The following is a 17,851-nucleotide window of genomic DNA, read 5'->3' on the forward strand; positions in this document are numbered from 1 at the left end:
CTTCAAGGTTAAATTGCTAATTTTGTTTGAGTTTTCGTGTAATGGTACTGAAAGACTACAACATACTGCTTGAAGAACTTGAGGAGAGGATAGGACAGCTATTGAGACAAAATAGTGATTTGTCTGTCCGGATGCGTCAGTTGCAAATAGAGAATAAAGCTCTCTCCCTAAAGTGCCGGAAACAGGATGAAGAGACAGAGGATCTCAAGCGAAAACTCAGCATTGCCGAGTCTTACCTGGAAGAGAGTCCCACATCCGTGGCACACCTTGTGGATTACAGGGATCACCTTCGAGAGTTGTCCGGCAAAGTGGCAGAATGCATAAAAACAATAAATAATAACAACCCTTGAGCCTCCCTATGTCTGTCCCTAAACAGAGTGAAAACAGTGTGGATAAACCTGCAAACAAGTTTACCATCCATCTCACTTTAATGGGAGAACGGATCTCGCTCAACATTCAGAGAGAGGAAGAAATATTCTTTCGCAAGGCTGAGACAGAAGTCAATCACTTTATCAATGCCTACAAAAGGAAGTTCCCGACCATCTCAGACACCAAGCTTCTTCTGTTTGTCGCCCTTCACTTTGCCACGTTGGTAGAGGAGAACAAAGCCGAGAAAGATAGTCAGACAGCATTGGCAACACGGATAGAGAGCATCATTGACAGGCTTCGTCGCCACTCCTTAGAGAGTTTTGAAGACCGCCATACTACCGCCTGAATTTATTGGGGAAAGGGGCACAACTATTTATCACTGTTTTATTCATCCTGTTCATTTACTTACAAAGGTCTTCCTATGGAGGGAGACAGTGTTACACCCTTATATTTGAGTAGAATGAACAATATTGTTATTCCTGTACTTATCTGTATTGCTATCCTCGTCATCGGAGGAGTATTGCTTTGGAAGTTCCTTTCCGATGCAGCCCGTACACGCAGCCAACACTTTCTACAAAAAGCCAAAGAGGAGGCTGAAGTCATAAAGAAAAACAAACTGCTGGAGGTAAAAGAGCAGTTCATAAAGCAAAAAGCCGCTCTCGAACGCGAAGTGGCACAGAGACAATCCAAGATCCAAAGCATAGAAAGCAAGCTCAAGAACAGAGACGAACAGCTCTCTGAGAGACAACAAGAGCTCAACAGAAAGATCGAATCCAACGAACAGTTGAGAAGAGATCTGGAGTTGCGCATGGAGGGGCTCACGGCTAAAGAAGACGAGCTTGCCCAAATCAAAGAACAACAGCTACTGGAACTCCAACACATAGCCGGCCTTACCGCAGAGCAGGCAAGGGGAAAGCTCGTAGAGTCTCAAATAGCCGAAGCACGCACTCAAGCCTCTGCAACGATCAACGATATCATGGAAGAGGCCAAGCTAACTGCCAACATGGAAGCGAAGAAAGTGGTAATAAAATCCATCCAACGCCTTGCAACAGAAACGGCCATCGAAAATTCCATCACCGTCTTTCACATAGAATCGGATGAGATTAAAGGTAGAATAATAGGACGTGAAGGCAGAAACATCAGAGCATTGGAGGCGGCAACCGGAGTCGAAATCATCGTCGACGACACACCGGAAGCGATAGTCCTCAGCTGCTTCGACCCCGTTCGCCGTGAGATCGCTCGCCTTGTACTTCACCAGCTGGTTCAGGATGGCCGCATCCACCCTGCACGTATCGAAGAGGTGGTAGCCAAGGTTCGCAAGCAGATAGAAGACGAGATCGTAGACACCGGTAAGCGTACGGTGATAGACTTGGGCATACACGGTCTCCACCCCGAACTTATCCGTCTCGTGGGAAAAATGAAGTACCGCTCCTCTTATGGGCAGAATCTTCTGCAACACTCTCGCGAAACAGCCAACCTCTGTGCCATTATGGCTGCCGAACTGGGGCTGAATCCGAAGAAGGCAAAACGTGCAGGTCTGCTACACGATATAGGCAAAGTACCCGATGACGAACCGGAGCTTCCACACGCTCTACTCGGTATGCAGCTCTGCGAGAAGTACAAAGAGAAACCGGACATCTGCAACGCCGTAGGTGCTCACCACGATGAGATAGAGATGACATCCCTACTCTCCCCTATTGTACAAGTATGTGATGCCATATCCGGAGCGCGTCCGGGAGCACGCAGAGAGATAGCCGAAGCGTACATCAAGCGTCTCAAAGACCTCGAAGAGCTGGCTCTATCTTATCCGGGAGTAGTGAAAACGTATGCCATCCAAGCAGGTAGAGAGCTTCGTGTGATTGTTGGATCCGATAAAGTTACAGATGCCGACACAGACATGTTGAGCGCAGACATCGCAAAACGGATTCAGGACGAGCTTACCTATCCGGGACAAGTAAAGATTACGGTAATCCGTGAAACCAGAGCCGTAAGCTACGCCAAGTAAATACTCCGGGCTTATATGCCCGACCGATGATACCGATCCGGCACACTCTACTCTCCTTTTCGGAGGTTCGAGTGTGCCGGATCTCTTTTTATTCTACCCCATTCAAGCGAGTCATCCCGTCCCTCATTTTTATATATTCCATCCCGAAAAATGCCCGCTTTTTTCTCGCTCTCTATTTTGCTCGGAGGGGTCATTTTCAGAGCACGACCGAATTGTTAAATCAGTGCCATTTTATTAACAAAAATTCCGATACCTGTTAAGCAAAAACAGTAAACGAGCATATTCTTTCGGCTTAACGTGTTTAATTTTTCAGTGAACACGTTTACCGATTTCATTAAACACGTTTACCGGATTCGATTAACGTGTTTAGCCAAAAACATCAAAACGCTAATAATCAACAAACTACGTATTTCCACCCTAAAAAGCCCTTGAAAAGGCAGATTTCCTTATTAGTAAACGTTTACAGAGACAGGCGTTAAATTTCATGCTTATTAACGCGAAGAAGCCTCATCAAACGGACTGAGAAAAAATTTTTTCCAAATTCGCGATTTTCACTATACCTCTCACAACCAACGATATAAATAAAGGAAAACTTTCTCGATTCTCTAAAATGCTCTCCCAAGAGTTTTCGGAGGATGATCTCGCACCCATCCGTTTTTATATAAAAGCTCCCTGCGAATGGTCATCTCTCCAATAGGAAAAAGGCTGAAATCGGAACATATTTTCTGCCGTACAGATCGCAAAGATTGTACTATGGCTTTTTTTTGCGTTCTTTGCCGCTGTAAAATCTAACCCAAAAGCATAGCAATAATGAGAAAATATCTTTTCCCTCTCCTATTCCTGACATCCATATTTCTGCTTGGAGGGTGTCGATCGAAAAACAGAAACGAAATAAATGATAAAGTTTTGTCGTTCTCCGAAAAAAGTATCGACTTCGACTTCAACAGCAACACCAAAAGAGTAACCATAAAAAGTCAAGGAGCTTGGAAAATAGAAGAGCCACCTCATTGGATCAAGCTATATCCTCTAAGCGGACAAGGCAACACCGTGCTGACGGTATCCGTAAACTCCTTCGACTCCTCATTAGAGCGCCAAGGAACAATAAAGGTCTCTTCAGGGATATATTCCGATAACCTGCAGATAAAGCAGTCCGGACTGCCTCTTGACAAAGCGAGTGCACGATACAAAATTCCGGTTATCTTCCACCTCCTTACGCACAAAGATGTTCCGGAGGTTGCAGCCGTAAAAACAGAAAAACTTGAAGAGTACCTTAAACATGTCAATGAAAGATATCGGGGAGCTCTGGGAGGAAACACCGTTGATAACAATGTCGAGTTTGTTTTGGCATCTGTGGATTCTGATGGAAAACCTCTTCCGGAAAAGGGTATCAAGAGACATGTGTGGCACAAAGCAGAGACACCATTCGATGAGATTGTCGGCACAAAAACGCAGAATGTGATAGACATGTGCTGGGATTTCAATGCGTACATCAATGTATTCATCTTCAAATTCACAAGAAAAAAGAACAGCAATACGGTAACATTGGGAGTGGCAACTCTTCCATATATGCCCGAATCTCATCCCGTAAAGGGTCTTTCGCAGGTCAATACGAACTACATTGCAAGCAAAAACTGGATTTATGCCAGCAGTGTCGTGATCAACAGCGATTTTCTTAAATACAACTCCAACCACATAGCCACCTATGTGGGCAACACTCTTGCACACGAACTCGGACACTATGTAGGTCTGTATCATGCCTTCACGGAAAAAGATAAAGAAAGTAGCCCGCCACCTCCTCCCTGCACAGATAGTGATCACTGCCCGGATACCCAACAGTACGACAGAGAACACTACATAAAGAAGGTACAGGAGTATGTCTCGTCTCCCTCTTTTGATAAAAATAACCCGGAGCATATCAAGCGTCTGTTTGAACGGAACAAGTGTGATTTTCAGGGTATATTTACCTCTTTCAACATAATGGACTACTTCTACTGTCGAAACCTTGGGTTTACCGCCGATCAGAGAAGCCGGGTGAGGCAGGTTCTCTATCATGGTCTGTTGATTCCGGGAGCCAAGTATAGAGGCGGAGTGAGAGTGGGAAGAGGAGACGTTCCTCAAGACATGGAGGCTCCCAGAATATCGGATTGTCCTGAACATGACGTTCATATCTTGGAACATATACACTAAAACTCCCCCGTATTGGCAAGTTTTTACTATTTTTGCTGTTCAAATAATTGAAAATTTAAGTATTAACACCTATCATAAACATGATAACAACAGACCAACTAAGCAACTTGTTGGAGCGCCGAGATGCGCTAAGGGGGTATCTTTGACGTCGATACGAAGCGTATCGAATTAGAAGAAGAAGAGCTTCGCACGCAAGATCCCGTCTTTTGGCAGGATGCAAAACGTGCCGAAAGCGTAATGAAACGAGTAAAAGAGCTGAAAGGCTGGCTCAACGGATTCGATGCGGTAGACACTGCAACCGAAGAGCTTGCTCTCTCTTTAGAGTACCTGAAAGAGGGAATCATCTCCGAAGAGGAGGTGGACGAAGCATACGCCAATGCTCTGAAGCTGACGGAAGATCTGGAACTGAAGAACATGCTGCGAAAAGAGGAGGATCATCTTGGAGCAGTACTGAAGATAAACTCCGGAGCAGGCGGTACGGAAGGACAAGATTGGGCTTCCATGCTTGCCAGAATGTACCAGAGATGGTGTGAGGATAAAGGTTACAGCGTTACCATTACCAACTGGCAAGACGGAGATGAAGCCGGCATAAAAACCTGTACGTTGCAGGTAGAAGGCGAAATGGCATACGGCTATCTCAAAAGCGAAAACGGTGTACACCGCCTTGTGCGCGTATCTCCCTATAATGCTCAAGGGAAGCGGATGACCTCTTTTGCCTCTGTATTTGTGGTTCCGTTGGTGGACGACAGTATAGAGATCAACATCAATCCTTCCGACATTACGTGGGATACGTTCCGAAGCGGAGGTGCAGGAGGACAGAACGTTAATAAGGTAGAAACCGGCGTTCGCCTGCATTATACCTACAAAGATCCCGATACGGGAGAAACGATGGAGATTGCCATCGAAAATACCGAAAGCCGTTCCCAGCTCGGTAATAGAGAGAATGCCATCCGCCTCTTGAAGAGTCAGCTCTACGATCTTGAACTTGCACGCCGTCGTCGTGCACAGAATGAGATAGAAGACTCTAAGCTGAAAATAGAGTGGGGTTCGCAGATACGCAGCTATGTATTCGACGATCGCCGCGTGAAGGATCACAGAACAGGATACCAAACATCGGATGTGGGTGGTGTCATGGATGGAGATATAGATGACTTCATAAAGGCTTACCTGATGGAGTTTGCCCAAACAGAAAAGTAGGAAGATGAAAATATCCGACATAAAAAAGAAGAATAGTTCGCATCCGATGAAGGCTTTATGGGGCTCTTTGGCTGCTATTGCCCTCTCCTCTATCGTGGGAGGCTGCTCTCTCTTACAGCCGCAAGCCAAAGTTAAAGCCCCGGCTCCAATATTCCCTATACCAACACCCGAACAGGTGGAGTGGCAAAAACTGGAGACCTATGCCTTTGTCCACTTCGGACTCAATACGTTCAACGATCTGGAGTGGGGCTATGGCAACACTCCGGCATCGACGTTCAATCCGAAGCGTCTCGACTGTGATCAGTGGGCAAGAATCATAAAAGCGTCCGGTTTTAAGGGTATACTGCTGACGGCAAAACACCATGACGGCTTCTGCCTCTGGCCTACAAAGACTACGGATTACAGTGTGAAGAGCAGCCCATGGAAAGATGGGAAAGGAGACTTGGTCAAAGATCTCTCCGAGGCGTGCAGGAAATACGACCTAAAGTTCGGCATCTACCTCTCTCCTTGGGATCGAAACAGCAAACACTATGGAATGTCGGAGTACGTGGATATATTCCATGAGCAAATGAGAGAGCTCCTGACAGGATATGGTCCGATCTTCGAGTACTGGTTCGATGGAGCCAATGGAGGGGATGGTTGGTATGGAGGAGCAGATACGCACAGGAATATAGACCCTAAGACATACTACCGCTACGAAGATGCCAAGAAGATCATCCGCGAGCTTCATCCTACAGCAATGATATTCGGAGGGACTGTTCCGGATATTCGCTGGATAGGAAACGAGATAGGTTATGCAGGGACAACCAACTGGAGCCCCATGACCATTGGAGAAGAAGGTGGACGTAAAAATATGGTCGGACAGGAACATGGTGAGGATTGGCTTCCCGGAGAGTGTGATGTTTCCATCCGTCCGGGATGGTTCTATCACCAAAGAGAGGATCATCAAGTGAAGTCTCCCGCCAAACTGATGGATATATATTATGGCAGTGTAGGGCGTAATGCCACTCTGCTTCTTAACTTTCCGGTTGATCTGAATGGCACTATTCATCCTAAGGATAGCGCTAGCATCATGGAGTGGAAAGCTCTGCTTGACCGTGAATTTGCCTCTCCTCTTCTTCTCGGCAAGGCTTCCGCGAAAGCAAGCAACGTAAGAGGAGAGCAATGGTCTGCATCTAATGTTCTAGACGATAACTATGACAGCTATTGGGCAACGGCGGATGGCGTTTCTTCCGGAGAGCTAGTCTTTTTCCTTCCAACAAAGCAAGCCATTAACCGACTTATGCTTCAAGAGTACATCCCATTAGGACAAAGAGTACGTAAGTTCTCGGTCTTCTATAAAGATGGAGAGAACTGGCTGCCTGTTTCGTTTGCAGAAGAGACCACTACAATAGGCTACAAAAGACTGTTAAGATTCAATTCCATAAAGACAGACGGCTTGAAGATTCTGTTTGAAGAGAGTCGAGGTCCTATCTGTATCAATAAGGTGGAAGCCTATATGGCTCCGGCGATAGTTTCGGATATTCCGGTTATACGCAGAGATCTTAATGATGAAGTGTCTATCTCTTTGTCTTCTCCCGGATTGGAGATATACTATACAACGGACGGCTCCGCTCCCTCCGTTTCGAATGGGATTAAGTACAGTAAACCATTCAGATTGCAAGATCACGGTGTGGTGAAAGCTATTGCCTATGACTCCGACTTCCATACAAGCGGAGATATGGCAGAGCGGACATTCTACCTTTCTGCAAGCAGGATAACACTACTTTCGCCACAAGAGAAAGAGGCAAAAGAAAAACTCCTCGACGGCAAGCCCTATTCTCTACTTCACTTTCCAAAGGGAGAAAGGAGCTTGGAGCTTCTTCTCGATACTCCTTATAAAATCTCGGGTTTCAGACTGTTACCAAATCAACAAAGGGATGGAAGAGGACATATCCACTCTTATGTTCTGTACATAGATGACACAAAGGTATTGGAAGGAGAGTTTTCCAACATCAAGAACAATCCGGTTCTGCAAACAGTACAATTCCATCCGGTCAAAGGACAAAAGGTAAAACTTGTGGCAAAGGAGATTGTGGACAACGTGGAGAGAATTATTCTCTCTGACTTTGATCTCATCATTGAGGAATAGAAATAGAATAATAACATTAAATACTTTAGAAGAATGGCAACAACAGCAGATTTTCGCAATGGTATGTGCCTTGACATTGATGGCGTGTACTTTACGATCGTAGAATTTCTCCATGTTAAACCGGGCAAGGGTCCTGCTTTTGTACGTACAAAGCTCAAAAACCTTTCCAACGGAAGAGTATTGGAGAAAACTTGGAACTCAGGTGTAAAAGTGGAAGAAGTGCGTATCGAACGTAGACCATACCAATACCTTTATAAGGATGATATGGGATACAACTTCATGCACCCTGAAACATTTGAGCAGATTCAAATTCCGGGAGAGACCATTTCCGGTGTGGAGTTTCTAAAAGAAGGAGATATGGTAGAAGCTATGGTACATGCAGGTAATGAGACAATACTAACCTGTGAACTTCCACCCCATGTTATCCTTGAAATAACATACACAGAACCCGGTGTTAAAGGAGATACCGCAACAAATGCTCTAAAGCCTGCAACGGTAGAAACAGGTGCTACGGTTCGTGTTCCTCTATTCATAACAGAAGGAGAAAAGATTGTGATAGACACTCGTGACGGCTCGTATGTAAGTAGAGCTAAAGAATAAAAGTGCTCCAATAGTATAAATGACATCTGCCTTTACACAAAATACGAAGGCAGATGTCATTTTCTTTTTACCACTTAGCGTATTCCTTATGTTTAATCAGAAGAAAACCAACCTTCATCTGAAAGTAAAAGAGATGTTGGAAGAGGAGCGTCCAAGAGAAAAACTCCTCAGATATGGAGTAAAAAATCTGGACACAACGGAGCTTCTTGCGCTCATCCTTAATACGGGGACAAAAGAGCAAAATGTAATAGAGATGGCTCGAAATATCTTGAAGAGTCATGACAACAACCTCTATTCCATGTATAAAACCCACGCCGAGCGTGTATCGGACAGTAAGATAAGAGGAATAGGTCCTGCAAAATTAGCAAAGATATTGGCAGCATTAGAGCTTGGAGTGCGTCTGGAAAAAGACAAAGAGTTTTACAGAGCAAAGGAAGAGATATTGAACGACAGCCAAAAGGTCTATAACTATATGAAACGATACCTCTTTGGTTTAGCTACGGAAAGTGTTTGGCTATTATGCTTTAACATCAGTCAAAAACTTACGATTCCACCTTTGGAAATATCTACCGGAGGAATGACTGAATCGGTGGCGGATATAAGGGTTATCCTCAAAAAGGCTCTGTACCATAATGCGACCGGCATCATACTTGTACACAACCATCCCAGCGGATCTCTACTACCATCTTCTGCGGATGACCAACTCACAGAATCCTTAAATAAAGCGTGCCAAACGATCGGAATTAAGTTATTAGACCACCTCATCTACTCTGATTACGGATATTATAGCTACGCAGAAGAGGGATTACTATAGAAGATTTTTCTTACCTTTGGGGTGTATAGAACGCAAAAAAGCTATGAAACTATCACATGCAAAGATGGCTATAAAGGGCTTACGCGATATCAAAAGCTATGCATCTCACTTCTCGGAAGGTGATTGGGGAAAGAAGCTTTTGCAGGTGAAACATCTTGTTGGAGAGAGTGTTTTGCTTCCCATGATACGGCTTTACTATGTCATGAAAGCACCTTCTACTCCCATAGCAAAGAAGATTTACATCTCCGGAGCTTTAGGATACTTCATTCTCCCGATAGATATTATTCCGGATATGTTGATCCCGATTCTCGGCTTTACGGATGACCTTGCCGTGGCAACTTTAGTTCTGAAGTTGGTTAATGACAACCTCACACCGGAAATAGAAGAGAAAAGCAGGAGATTCTATGACTCTCTTGTAATATGTAAGAGAGGAAAAGGGAGTTTATCCGGAGAGTCTAAGAATGACACGATAACAGATCCCCTCCCAACCGAAGGGTCTTCTTTGTAAAACTTGGTTACACTATTACCAATCTAAAAACCATAAAAGCACTATGAACACAAACTTTATTAGACTGGTTGGATTGCTGTTTGCCACTTCCCTCTTATCCGGTTGTTTGGGGGGGAAAGGTCCGGATCCGACCCCAAATCCCGTTCCACCTCCCGAGACTCTTAACATCTCATCCGTAGTGATTCGTGAATATCTTTTTTCAGATGATACTCCGATATTTGTGCAAGAACAATTGTGGAAAGAAGGACACCTATCATTGGAAAATACAAATATTCTCGATCTGTTTCGTCCGGACATCAAGTATCATACAACCCTTAGTTATGTAAGATCAGGAGAGGATAAAGTAGAGATAAGAACCATTCCTAATATAAAAAAGCTCAATGAGACAAAGCCATATCTCACCGCTTCGCTGCAAAAAGGAGCAGATGGAGTCTATTCGGGATACGAGGTTAAGTTTGCAGAAAACATAACCAGAATTCCTCATATGCTTGGACATGAAACTTCCAAGATTGAAGGACAGGATAACTCTAAACCGACTCTTATCTCTAATAGCTTGCATGATATTGCTATGGATTGGGACATCAAAGGGAAATTGAGTTCTTACACGGTAACCAATAAGACAGAAAACAAAAATATCCCCCATATATCTTCAAGAAAGATTGTTCTGCGATATCAAGAGGTTCAGAGTCTGGATGTGAGTGTCAACAATATCAGACCTGGAGTTTTCTGGGCAATTTCCCCTGTTTTTGGGCTAAATCCATCTTTAGGTCTTCATACATACAATGTGCTGTCAGAAGCCCTGAAAGAGCCTAAGCATCTTCCCATATCAATGACAGAGATAGCAGAAGGGGTAACAAATGAATACCAATTTAGCTATGCATGGTTCTCTCCAACTGAACTGCATATTGCTCGAATCATGAAAGAAGCCGCACCTTTCGACAGCAGAAACAGGAAGTTTATTATACATTTCAATGTCTTATAAATGGTATCTAACAAAAACATAGAACGTTATATTGAACAGATAGAAGATCTTATTACCGATTTGTCTCACAAGCTTGATGCTCTCAAGGCAGAGCTAAAGACGGCAGATACTGAGATACAAGAAGAAAGACAAATCGAAGAAGAAACTTCGGCTTCTGATGTTATGTTCATTCCTAAAGCTATGACAAGTCAGGTTGAGAAACCAACCATGGCTAACAGCATAAAAAAGGAGGTCGTAAACCCTTTAAGGGAGTACATCAGTATGTTTGACTATTTTTACTTCCGAAGAGAGCTATTCTTGGATAGCGAGAGTTTGATTGAAAGTGAGTTGGATACACTGACTCATTTAGTAGACTTCTCTTCTGCAACAAAACATCTTGCAGCTAACTATCCTTGGGTAAAAACGGATGAACCGGCAGCAAAAGCGTTTCTTGAAATAGTGGAAAGATATTACGCATAAAACTTTTGCAAAATGGGATGGCTGACTATCATACCAACCCCTATTGGGAATTTGGAAGATATTACTCTGAGAGCCTTGAGGCTGCTTAGAGAAGCCGACGTCGTGCTTGCGGAAGATACTCGAACAACACTTAAACTTCTACGCCATTTCGAGATCTCTCCGAGAGAACTTCGTAGCCATCACATGCACAATGAGCATACTACGGCAAAGTCCATAGCTACTGCCATCGCGGATGGGCAAAAAGTAGTTTTGGTCTCTGATGCAGGAACACCGGGGATTTCAGATCCGGGATTTATTTTGGTACGGGAATGCTTACTGCTGAATCTTAAGGTTGAGTGTCTTCCCGGTGCCACTGCCTTTGTTCCGGCTCTTGTTGCCTCCGGTTTACCTTGTGATAGATTCTCATTCGAGGGTTTTCTACCACAGAAAAAGGGAAGGCAAACTCTGTTGGAAGATATTTCCAAGCGTACAACTACAACCATTTTATATGAGGCTCCAACAAGATTGTTAAAGCTATTAGAACAGCTATCAATACTTCTTGAGCCGGAAAGAGAAGTCGTAGTGGTACGGGAAATATCAAAAATACATGAGGAGTACCATAGAGGGACATCCTCAGAATTGTGTGAATATTTTAGAAATCAACCGCCTCGTGGTGAGATTGTGGTGCTCATTGCTCCCTCTCCCACTCCTGAGCGTGTACATAAGAATAAGTATAAGGAGTCTTTATCTCCTTCATGTCTAACAAGTGAAAAGATCACTTTAAAACAGATTTGAATATGAAAAAAACAGCATTTATTACTCTCGCTATTTGCGCAATGACTCTTGTCTCTTCTTGTGGAAAGCATTCTTCCGCATATAAGAACCTGCAAGCGAAATATGATTCCTTGGAAATGGTATCCAGAACAACTGAAAGCAATCTGGAAGAAATGCTAACCGTAATCAATGAGGTAGAACAAAGCTTTGAAGAGATTCGTGCAGCAGAAAACTTTGTTGCGATCAAACACAAAAGTGGTGAGCTTACTGCTTCTACTCGTGAACAGATTAAGAATAACATGCAGTTGGTTGCAAGCACTCTTAAAGAGAATAGAGAAAAGATCGAACTTCTCAATGAGCAGCTGATGAAAAACTCTGCAGCGGCAAAACTTTTGGGCAGCAAGATCAAGAGAATGACCGATGAAATTCAGAGAAAAGAGAGCGAACTCGTTGCTCTTCGTAATGAACTTGCAATGAGAGACGTCAAAATAGAACAGCTTGATAGTGCACTTGTGAGATCTGCTCAAAATGTGGATGTCCTTGCTCAAGAAAATGCAGCACAACAAGCAGCTATTGCACAACAAGATGCTGCTCTTAATGCAGTGTTCTATTGCTTTGGAACATCTTCGGAACTTAAGGAGCACAAAATCCTTACCGGAGGATCTATCTTCTCCTCTCCAAAAGTTTTGGCAGAAGGCTTCAACAAAGATTACTTCATCAAGATGGACCGCAGAGAGCTTCACACCATTCCTCTATTTGAGAAAAAGGCTGTACTCCACACTAAACACCCTGCAAGTTCATACTCATTGGATAAGGGTTCCGACGGTAATCTTACTCTAAACATTAAGAACACAAAAGAGTTCTGGAGTTTAAGCCAGTACCTCGTGATCGAAGTTAAATGACAATAGTACTCATACTCTTACTTCTTCTGAGCCTGATATATATAGTCTGGCTCAGGAGAAGTCTCTTTATCTCCAAGAAGGAAGACGTTCCTCTTGAAGATCTTATGAAAAAAATGTACTCCAAACAGATGGAGTGCATCACGTTGGATTGTGCTACTTCTTTCTGGAATATCAGAGAGGAGGAAGCGCAATCTTTCTTATTGAAGGCAACCAAGCGAGGATGGCTGACAACTCTCGACTATAAGACATTCACTCTTACCGATGCAGGTAAAAATATGGGGCAACACCTCTCCAGAGCACACAGGCTATACGAGACCTATCTTGCCGAAAAGACAGGATACTCATCAGAGGAGTGGCATAAGCTTGCAGAGAAAATGGAACACAAACTCTCTCCTCAGAAGTTGGAAGAGCTCTCTGTAAGTCTTCATCACCCCAAGTACGACCCACATGGCTCCCCAATACCTCAGCCAAACGAAGAGATTCCAATAGCTCCTCCTTATAAGTATGATATTACTCCCAAAGGCAATAGTTCATTATGGGATCTTGAATTTGGAGAGGTTGCCAAAGTAAAAGGTCTTGGCTACCAATTGGCAGGAGACAGAAGAAAACGTCTGTTGGATCTTGGATTTGTAAAAGGCTCTCTTGTGAGACTATATCTCTGCAGCCCAACCGGAGAGACAAAAGCCTTTTTAGTACGAAATACTGCCATTGCACTGCGCAAAGAGCAAGCAGGCTACATTTATGTCGATAAAGTTGAGCAGTCATGAAAAGACAAAATGTACTTCAAGGAGGCTCGAATACCAGTGGAACCAAGTACACAATAGCCCTTGCCGGTAATCCCAACACAGGCAAGAGTACTCTCTTCAATGGTCTTACAGGACTCCATCAGCATACAGGCAATTGGCCCGGAAAGACCGTAGCAAGAGCCGAAGGGAGTTATACCTATGAAGGAGAGAAGTATCGCATTGTGGACTTACCCGGTACTTATTCCCTTTTTTCTCGTAGCGAGGATGAAGAGATTGCACGCAACTTTATTCTCTTCGGTCAGCCGGACGCTACGATTATCGTTGCAGACGCAACCCGTTTGGAGCGTAATCTGAACCTAACTCTCCAAATCTTGGAAATAACAGAGAATGCTATTTTGGTTGTCAATCTCATAGATGAAGCTCGCTCCATGGGGATTACGATAGATGCCAAAATACTTGAAAGGAGGCTTGGCATACCCGTTGCACTTGTTTCAGCCAGAAGCGGAGAGGGCTTGGATCTTCTACTCAAGACCATTTCTCAGGTTATTAAAGGAGATATTGTCTGCCGGCCTCATCGAATACAGAATCTTAGCGGAAAAGCAGCCGAAGCCATAGAGGCTGTGGAGCAAGAAGTAAAAAATGTCTATCCCGATCTTCCCAATGCCAAATGGGTTGCGATGAGACTCATCGAGGGAGACGCAAAGATTATAGAAGCTGTAAGAAGCGGCAAATGGATAGACGAAGAAATACTACTTCAATGATATGAAAGAGAGAGAGCATATTATACAAACAGCCAACAAATGGAAGTGGGAAGTCGGGAAAGACTTCCACGATAAGGTTTCCGAAGCTATATATGCCGATGCAGAGGATATCTGCAGTGAAGCGATAAAGTACGAAGAGAACAATAAAAGAAGAGAGTTTGATGCCAAGCTGGATAAGATATTGGCAAGCAAGCGATGGGGTTATCCCATTATGATTTCTCTTCTTGCCGTAGTCCTCTGGATTACTATTGTCGGGAGCAATTATCCCTCCCAGCTGCTCTCCTCTTTTCTTGTGGGAAAACTGTACCCTCTCCTAAAAGGTTGGACCGAAAGTTTTCTGCCTGCTCTTTTATCCGGATTCCTTATAGATGGCGTCTATCTCACGACCGCATGGGTTGTCTCTGTGATGCTCCCTCCCATGGCTATCTTCTTTCCTCTGTTTACTCTTCTGGAAGATTTCGGCTACCTCCCAAGAGTGGCATTCAACATGGACGGACTTTTCAAAAGAGCAGGAGCACACGGCAAACAGGCACTCACAATGACCATGGGATTCGGATGCAATGCTGCGGCAATAGTCTCTACTCGTATTATAGACAGCCCCAGAGAGAGGCTGTTGGCAATAATCACCAACAACTTTTCCCTCTGCAATGGGCGTTGGCCGACACAAATACTTTTGGCATCCATATTCATAGGCCCTTTAGTTCCTGCCCGCCTCTCCGGCACACTCTCCATCTTGTCGGTATTGGCTGTTGCCCTTTTGGGAATCGTATTTATGTTTGGCAGTAGCTTCCTGCTTAGCAAGACACTACTCAAGGGGGAAGTCTCTACTTTCAACCTGGAACTTCCACCATATCGTCCACCACGTTTTTGGCAGACACTCTACTCCTCTTTGGTAGACAGGACACTGGTTGTATTGGGACGAGCAGTTGTTTTTGCGGCTCCGGCAGGAGCTCTCATTTGGCTGATTTGCAACATCGAAATCGGGAATATCAGTCTGGCAGCCCATGTTGTGGATCTCTTTGACGAGTTTGGGCTTTTCTTTGGTCTGAATGGAGTTATTCTTCTTGCCTACATCGTAGCCATCCCTGCGAATGAAGTTGTCATCCCGACAATACTTATGCTTACTATACTTACGGTACCCGAACTCTCCGGATTGGGAGATGGTGCCGGAATACTCTTTGAAGGCGAAAATGCAGGCATTACCGAAAACATATTAAGAGCCGGAGGATGGACACCGCTTACAGCCATCTGCGTTATGCTTTTCAGTCTGTTGCACAACCCTTGTAGCACCACACTCTATACCATATACAAGGAGACCAAGAGCATCAAGTGGACAACCATCTCTGCCTTAATACCCATTGCTTTTGGCTTTATACTCTGTGGAATAGTGGCAGGAATTACCCGTTTCTTTTTATCATGAACTTAACTTAAATGTTCCTTCTTTACGATTTGGGAATAGAAAAGAACTCCTCACAACCGATATATGGTAAGGTTTCCGATATAGACTATTCTAAATACAAGCTGTTCGGTCTTCATTCAAGCGAGATAGCCTATTTGGGATGGATTAACCCTCCCGTGAATCTGCCGGAATACGAACTCACGGTAAAAATTATCTTTGAAGATGGAGATTCAAGGACAGCTTCCATAAGTCTAGCTCCTTAAACAAAATCTATCCGATTCATTCAGCAGAAAAAGGCATTCGGAAATTCTCGAATGCCTTTTCTCATATCTGCTTATTTGATACACCTAAATACCATTATGGAGTTGTGGTTGCTGACCTCCACTCCGCCTTTATAAAGAGACTTAAACTTCTCCGCCATCTCCTCCTTGGTAAAATGAGGAGGGACAAAAACGCCCTTACGGTTCAGTACCAAACGTACAAGAGCATCACCGATCCTCCTTTCTCCCTTGACGTAGAAATTTCCAAGAAAGCAACCTCCCGGCTTCAGTACTCTGTACAGTTCGGCAAGAGCACGCTCTTTATCGGGAAAAGCGTGAAATCCGTTCATGCAAAGGACTATATCGAAACTCTCATCTTCATACGGCAGTTGCCCCACATCTCCCCATTCCAACGAGAGTTGAGAGAGTCCCATATCCTGTTTTCTCTGTTCTGCCACAGCAAGCATCTCGCGAGAGTAGTCCACTCCCACGATAGAAGCATTGGGTAGACCGGCATAGGTAGAAGCAGTAAAGACTAGCGTTCCGGCAGGGACATCCAGCAGGCGACCGGAAAAACCGGAAGGAATCATCCCCATTACCTCTCTTGCTATCTTATTATCGTCCACCTGCCAGAGGCAGTTCATGTAGAGATGAGACCACCAAGTGCTTCCCGTAATGAAGTTATCGTAAAACCGGATACCTTTTTTATAGGCATTTTTAGGCTTGGAAGATTGCTCGCTACACATAAGAATTACGCTTAAAAATATCTTTCCCTGCTATCTCAACTCATCCTTTTGTATCAGATCACGCCTGCCATTGCATCCGTCATATTCTATCTGAAGAGTCGTGTGTCCTATACCGAACTTCTGCATGAGCAGATGCTCCACCTGCTCTCTCAATGCTCCTGCTTCCGACAGTCTGAGATCCTCTTCCAGATTAACATGCGCCTCCAAGAGCATGTGTTCGTCATCCAGTCTCCAGATATGCAGGTGGTGCAGATTCTTTATTCCTTTGATTGCCTCTACCTCCTCTTTCAGCAGAGAAGGATCTATCTCTTCCGGAGCACTCTGCATCAGTATGCTCACAGTCTGCTTCACTATACCCCATGTATGCACAATGATATAGATGCCCACCAAGACCGTTACAAGAGGATCCAGCCAGTAAAGATTCCACAACCATATTGCTATACCTCCCATGATTACAGCGACCGAAGAGAGCGTATCTCCAAGAAGATGAAGATATGCAGCCTTCACATTCAGGTTGTGCTCACGATCCTTATGGAGTATGACCACAGAGATCAGATTTGCCAAAAGTCCGAATATCGCCACGGCAAGCATCATCGCCCCACGTATCGGCTCCGGATTCAAAAAGCGGTGATAGGCCTCCACGAAAAGGTAGACGCATATCCCTATAAGTACCACGGCATTAAACAGGGCAGCCAATATCTCTGTCCGCTTATAGCCAAATGTCTTTCTGGTATCTGGTTGCTTCTCTGCGTGCTTTCCTGCAAGGAATGCAATAAAGATTGCAGACGAGTCTCCCAGATTATGTATGGCATCGGAGATCAGGGAGAGACTGTTGGAAAGTATTCCTCCTACAATCTGAAAAATCGTGATGGAAAAGTTCAAGATCGTAACCCATAGCAGCTTTCTTCCCCTCAGATCCTTGCCATGGTGGCAGTGATCATGCCCGTGATGTCCGTGCGAATGCTCATGACAATGGGAGTGAGTGTGATTGTGGTGTTCTGTTTTCATATCGGTAAAATATCTGTAATAGAA

Annotated in this window: 17 protein-coding genes and 1 pseudogene; 16 read left to right on the forward strand and 2 right to left on the reverse strand. The window is 44.3% G+C overall.

All coding sequences use genetic code 11. From position 1 onward, the window contains the following. Window positions 1-26 precede the first annotated feature (26 nt). From HQ39_RS06585 to HQ39_RS06665, 16 genes and pseudogenes are all read left to right on the forward strand, one after another. Window positions 27-350, forward strand: coding sequence for a hypothetical protein (locus HQ39_RS06585; protein WP_152566509.1), 324 nt, complete (start codon window positions 27-29; stop codon window positions 348-350). Window positions 351-358: 8 nt separating this feature from the next. Continuing rightward, the gene (locus tag HQ39_RS06590; protein WP_036790122.1) at window positions 359-715 is read left to right on the forward strand and encodes a cell division protein ZapA; all 357 of its coding nucleotides are present in this window, start codon (window positions 359-361) and stop codon (window positions 713-715) included. A gap of 114 nt (window positions 716-829) precedes the next feature. Then, window positions 830-2,374 (forward strand): ribonuclease Y, encoded by a 1,545-nt coding sequence (gene rny / locus HQ39_RS06595; RefSeq protein ID WP_152565527.1) that lies wholly within the window; start codon window positions 830-832, stop codon window positions 2,372-2,374. 810 nt (window positions 2,375-3,184) lie between these two features. Next, window positions 3,185-4,561, forward strand: a complete 1,377-nt coding sequence (locus HQ39_RS06600) for a zinc-dependent metalloproteinase lipoprotein (protein WP_036864858.1) — start codon at window positions 3,185-3,187, stop codon at window positions 4,559-4,561. An 80-nt stretch (window positions 4,562-4,641) separates the two neighbouring features. Then, window positions 4,642-5,758 (forward strand): peptide chain release factor 2 gene (gene prfB, locus HQ39_RS06605; RefSeq protein WP_152565528.1). Its coding sequence is split into 2 segments (ribosomal slippage): window positions 4,642-4,704 and window positions 4,706-5,758, totalling 1,116 coding nucleotides; the frame shifts between segments, so codons are not numbered across the junction. A 4-nt stretch (window positions 5,759-5,762) separates the two neighbouring features. After that, the gene (locus HQ39_RS06610) at window positions 5,763-7,889 is read left to right on the forward strand and encodes an alpha-L-fucosidase (protein WP_235317649.1); all 2,127 of its coding nucleotides are present in this window, start codon (window positions 5,763-5,765) and stop codon (window positions 7,887-7,889) included. Between the two features lie 33 nt (window positions 7,890-7,922). Next, the gene (efp, locus tag HQ39_RS06615) at window positions 7,923-8,489 is read left to right on the forward strand and encodes an elongation factor P (protein WP_036790107.1); all 567 of its coding nucleotides are present in this window, start codon (window positions 7,923-7,925) and stop codon (window positions 8,487-8,489) included. 88 nt (window positions 8,490-8,577) lie between these two features. After that, window positions 8,578-9,303: a RadC family protein gene (radC, locus tag HQ39_RS06620; RefSeq protein ID WP_036865093.1), complete on the forward strand. Its 726-nt coding sequence runs from the start codon at window positions 8,578-8,580 to the stop codon at window positions 9,301-9,303. Between the two features lie 43 nt (window positions 9,304-9,346). Beyond that, on the forward strand, window positions 9,347-9,811 hold the full coding sequence (locus HQ39_RS06625) for a YkvA family protein (RefSeq protein ID WP_052079515.1): 465 nt from the start codon (window positions 9,347-9,349) through the stop codon (window positions 9,809-9,811). A 43-nt stretch (window positions 9,812-9,854) separates the two neighbouring features. Further along, window positions 9,855-10,793 (forward strand): hypothetical protein, encoded by a 939-nt coding sequence (locus tag HQ39_RS06630; protein WP_036790101.1) that lies wholly within the window; start codon window positions 9,855-9,857, stop codon window positions 10,791-10,793. Further along, window positions 10,794-11,252 (forward strand): hypothetical protein, encoded by a 459-nt coding sequence (locus tag HQ39_RS06635; protein WP_036864859.1) that lies wholly within the window; start codon window positions 10,794-10,796, stop codon window positions 11,250-11,252. A 12-nt stretch (window positions 11,253-11,264) separates the two neighbouring features. Next, on the forward strand, window positions 11,265-12,026 hold the full coding sequence (gene rsmI / locus HQ39_RS06640) for a 16S rRNA (cytidine(1402)-2'-O)-methyltransferase (protein WP_052079516.1): 762 nt from the start codon (window positions 11,265-11,267) through the stop codon (window positions 12,024-12,026). Between the two features lie 2 nt (window positions 12,027-12,028). After that, window positions 12,029-12,907, forward strand: a complete 879-nt coding sequence (locus tag HQ39_RS06645; RefSeq protein WP_036864861.1) for a hypothetical protein — start codon at window positions 12,029-12,031, stop codon at window positions 12,905-12,907. Beyond that, window positions 12,904-13,674 carry a DtxR family transcriptional regulator gene (locus HQ39_RS09270; RefSeq protein ID WP_052079517.1) on the forward strand — a complete coding sequence of 257 codons (771 nt, stop codon included), beginning with the start codon at window positions 12,904-12,906 and terminating at the stop codon, window positions 13,672-13,674. The genes HQ39_RS06645 and HQ39_RS09270 overlap by 4 nt, the downstream gene beginning before the upstream one ends. Next, window positions 13,671-15,834, forward strand: a pseudogene (gene feoB, locus HQ39_RS06660) (ferrous iron transport protein B). Before HQ39_RS09270 ends, feoB begins: the two are co-directional and overlap by 4 nt. 11 nt (window positions 15,835-15,845) lie before the next feature. Continuing rightward, window positions 15,846-16,076: a hypothetical protein gene (locus HQ39_RS06665; RefSeq protein WP_036864868.1), complete on the forward strand. Its 231-nt coding sequence runs from the start codon at window positions 15,846-15,848 to the stop codon at window positions 16,074-16,076. Window positions 16,077-16,147: 71 nt separating this feature from the next. Here HQ39_RS06665 and HQ39_RS06670 read toward each other — a convergent pair whose 3' ends face one another. Together HQ39_RS06670 and HQ39_RS06675 are read right to left on the reverse strand one after the other, a co-directional pair. Then, window positions 16,148-16,819, reverse strand: a complete 672-nt coding sequence (locus HQ39_RS06670; RefSeq protein ID WP_036844855.1) for a class I SAM-dependent methyltransferase — start codon at window positions 16,817-16,819, stop codon at window positions 16,148-16,150. A gap of 30 nt (window positions 16,820-16,849) precedes the next feature. After that, a complete protein-coding gene (locus HQ39_RS06675; protein WP_052079518.1) occupies window positions 16,850-17,827 on the reverse strand; it encodes a cation diffusion facilitator family transporter in 978 nt (325 codons plus the stop codon). Between the last annotated feature and the right edge of the window lie 24 nt (window positions 17,828-17,851).

The organism is Porphyromonas sp. COT-108 OH2963 (genome assembly GCF_000768895.1).
GTDB lineage: Bacteria > Bacteroidota > Bacteroidia > Bacteroidales > Porphyromonadaceae > Porphyromonas_A > Porphyromonas_A canoris.

Bases quoted from the DNA above. Each gene is read 5' to 3' on its own strand.
- HQ39_RS06610 (WP_235317649.1), top strand. From the start codon at position 5,763: ATGAAAATATCCGACATAAAAAAGAAGAATAGTTCGCATCCGATGAAG.
- HQ39_RS06665 (WP_036864868.1), top strand. From the start codon at position 15,846: ATGTTCCTTCTTTACGATTTGGGAATAGAAAAGAACTCCTCACAACCG.
- HQ39_RS06675 (WP_052079518.1), bottom strand. From the start codon at position 17,827: ATGAAAACAGAACACCACAATCACACTCACTCCCATTGTCATGAGCAT.
- rny (WP_152565527.1), top strand. From the start codon at position 830: ATGAACAATATTGTTATTCCTGTACTTATCTGTATTGCTATCCTCGTC.
- efp (WP_036790107.1), top strand. From the start codon at position 7,923: ATGGCAACAACAGCAGATTTTCGCAATGGTATGTGCCTTGACATTGAT.
- radC (WP_036865093.1), top strand. From the start codon at position 8,578: ATGTTTAATCAGAAGAAAACCAACCTTCATCTGAAAGTAAAAGAGATG.
- HQ39_RS06630 (WP_036790101.1), top strand. From the start codon at position 9,855: ATGAACACAAACTTTATTAGACTGGTTGGATTGCTGTTTGCCACTTCC.
- HQ39_RS06635 (WP_036864859.1), top strand. From the start codon at position 10,794: ATGGTATCTAACAAAAACATAGAACGTTATATTGAACAGATAGAAGAT.
- HQ39_RS06625 (WP_052079515.1), top strand. From the start codon at position 9,347: ATGAAACTATCACATGCAAAGATGGCTATAAAGGGCTTACGCGATATC.
- HQ39_RS06590 (WP_036790122.1), top strand. From the start codon at position 359: ATGTCTGTCCCTAAACAGAGTGAAAACAGTGTGGATAAACCTGCAAAC.
- HQ39_RS06670 (WP_036844855.1), bottom strand. From the start codon at position 16,819: ATGTGTAGCGAGCAATCTTCCAAGCCTAAAAATGCCTATAAAAAAGGT.
- rsmI (WP_052079516.1), top strand. From the start codon at position 11,265: ATGGGATGGCTGACTATCATACCAACCCCTATTGGGAATTTGGAAGAT.
- HQ39_RS06645 (WP_036864861.1), top strand. From the start codon at position 12,029: ATGAAAAAAACAGCATTTATTACTCTCGCTATTTGCGCAATGACTCTT.
- HQ39_RS09270 (WP_052079517.1), top strand. From the start codon at position 12,904: ATGACAATAGTACTCATACTCTTACTTCTTCTGAGCCTGATATATATA.
- HQ39_RS06600 (WP_036864858.1), top strand. From the start codon at position 3,185: ATGAGAAAATATCTTTTCCCTCTCCTATTCCTGACATCCATATTTCTG.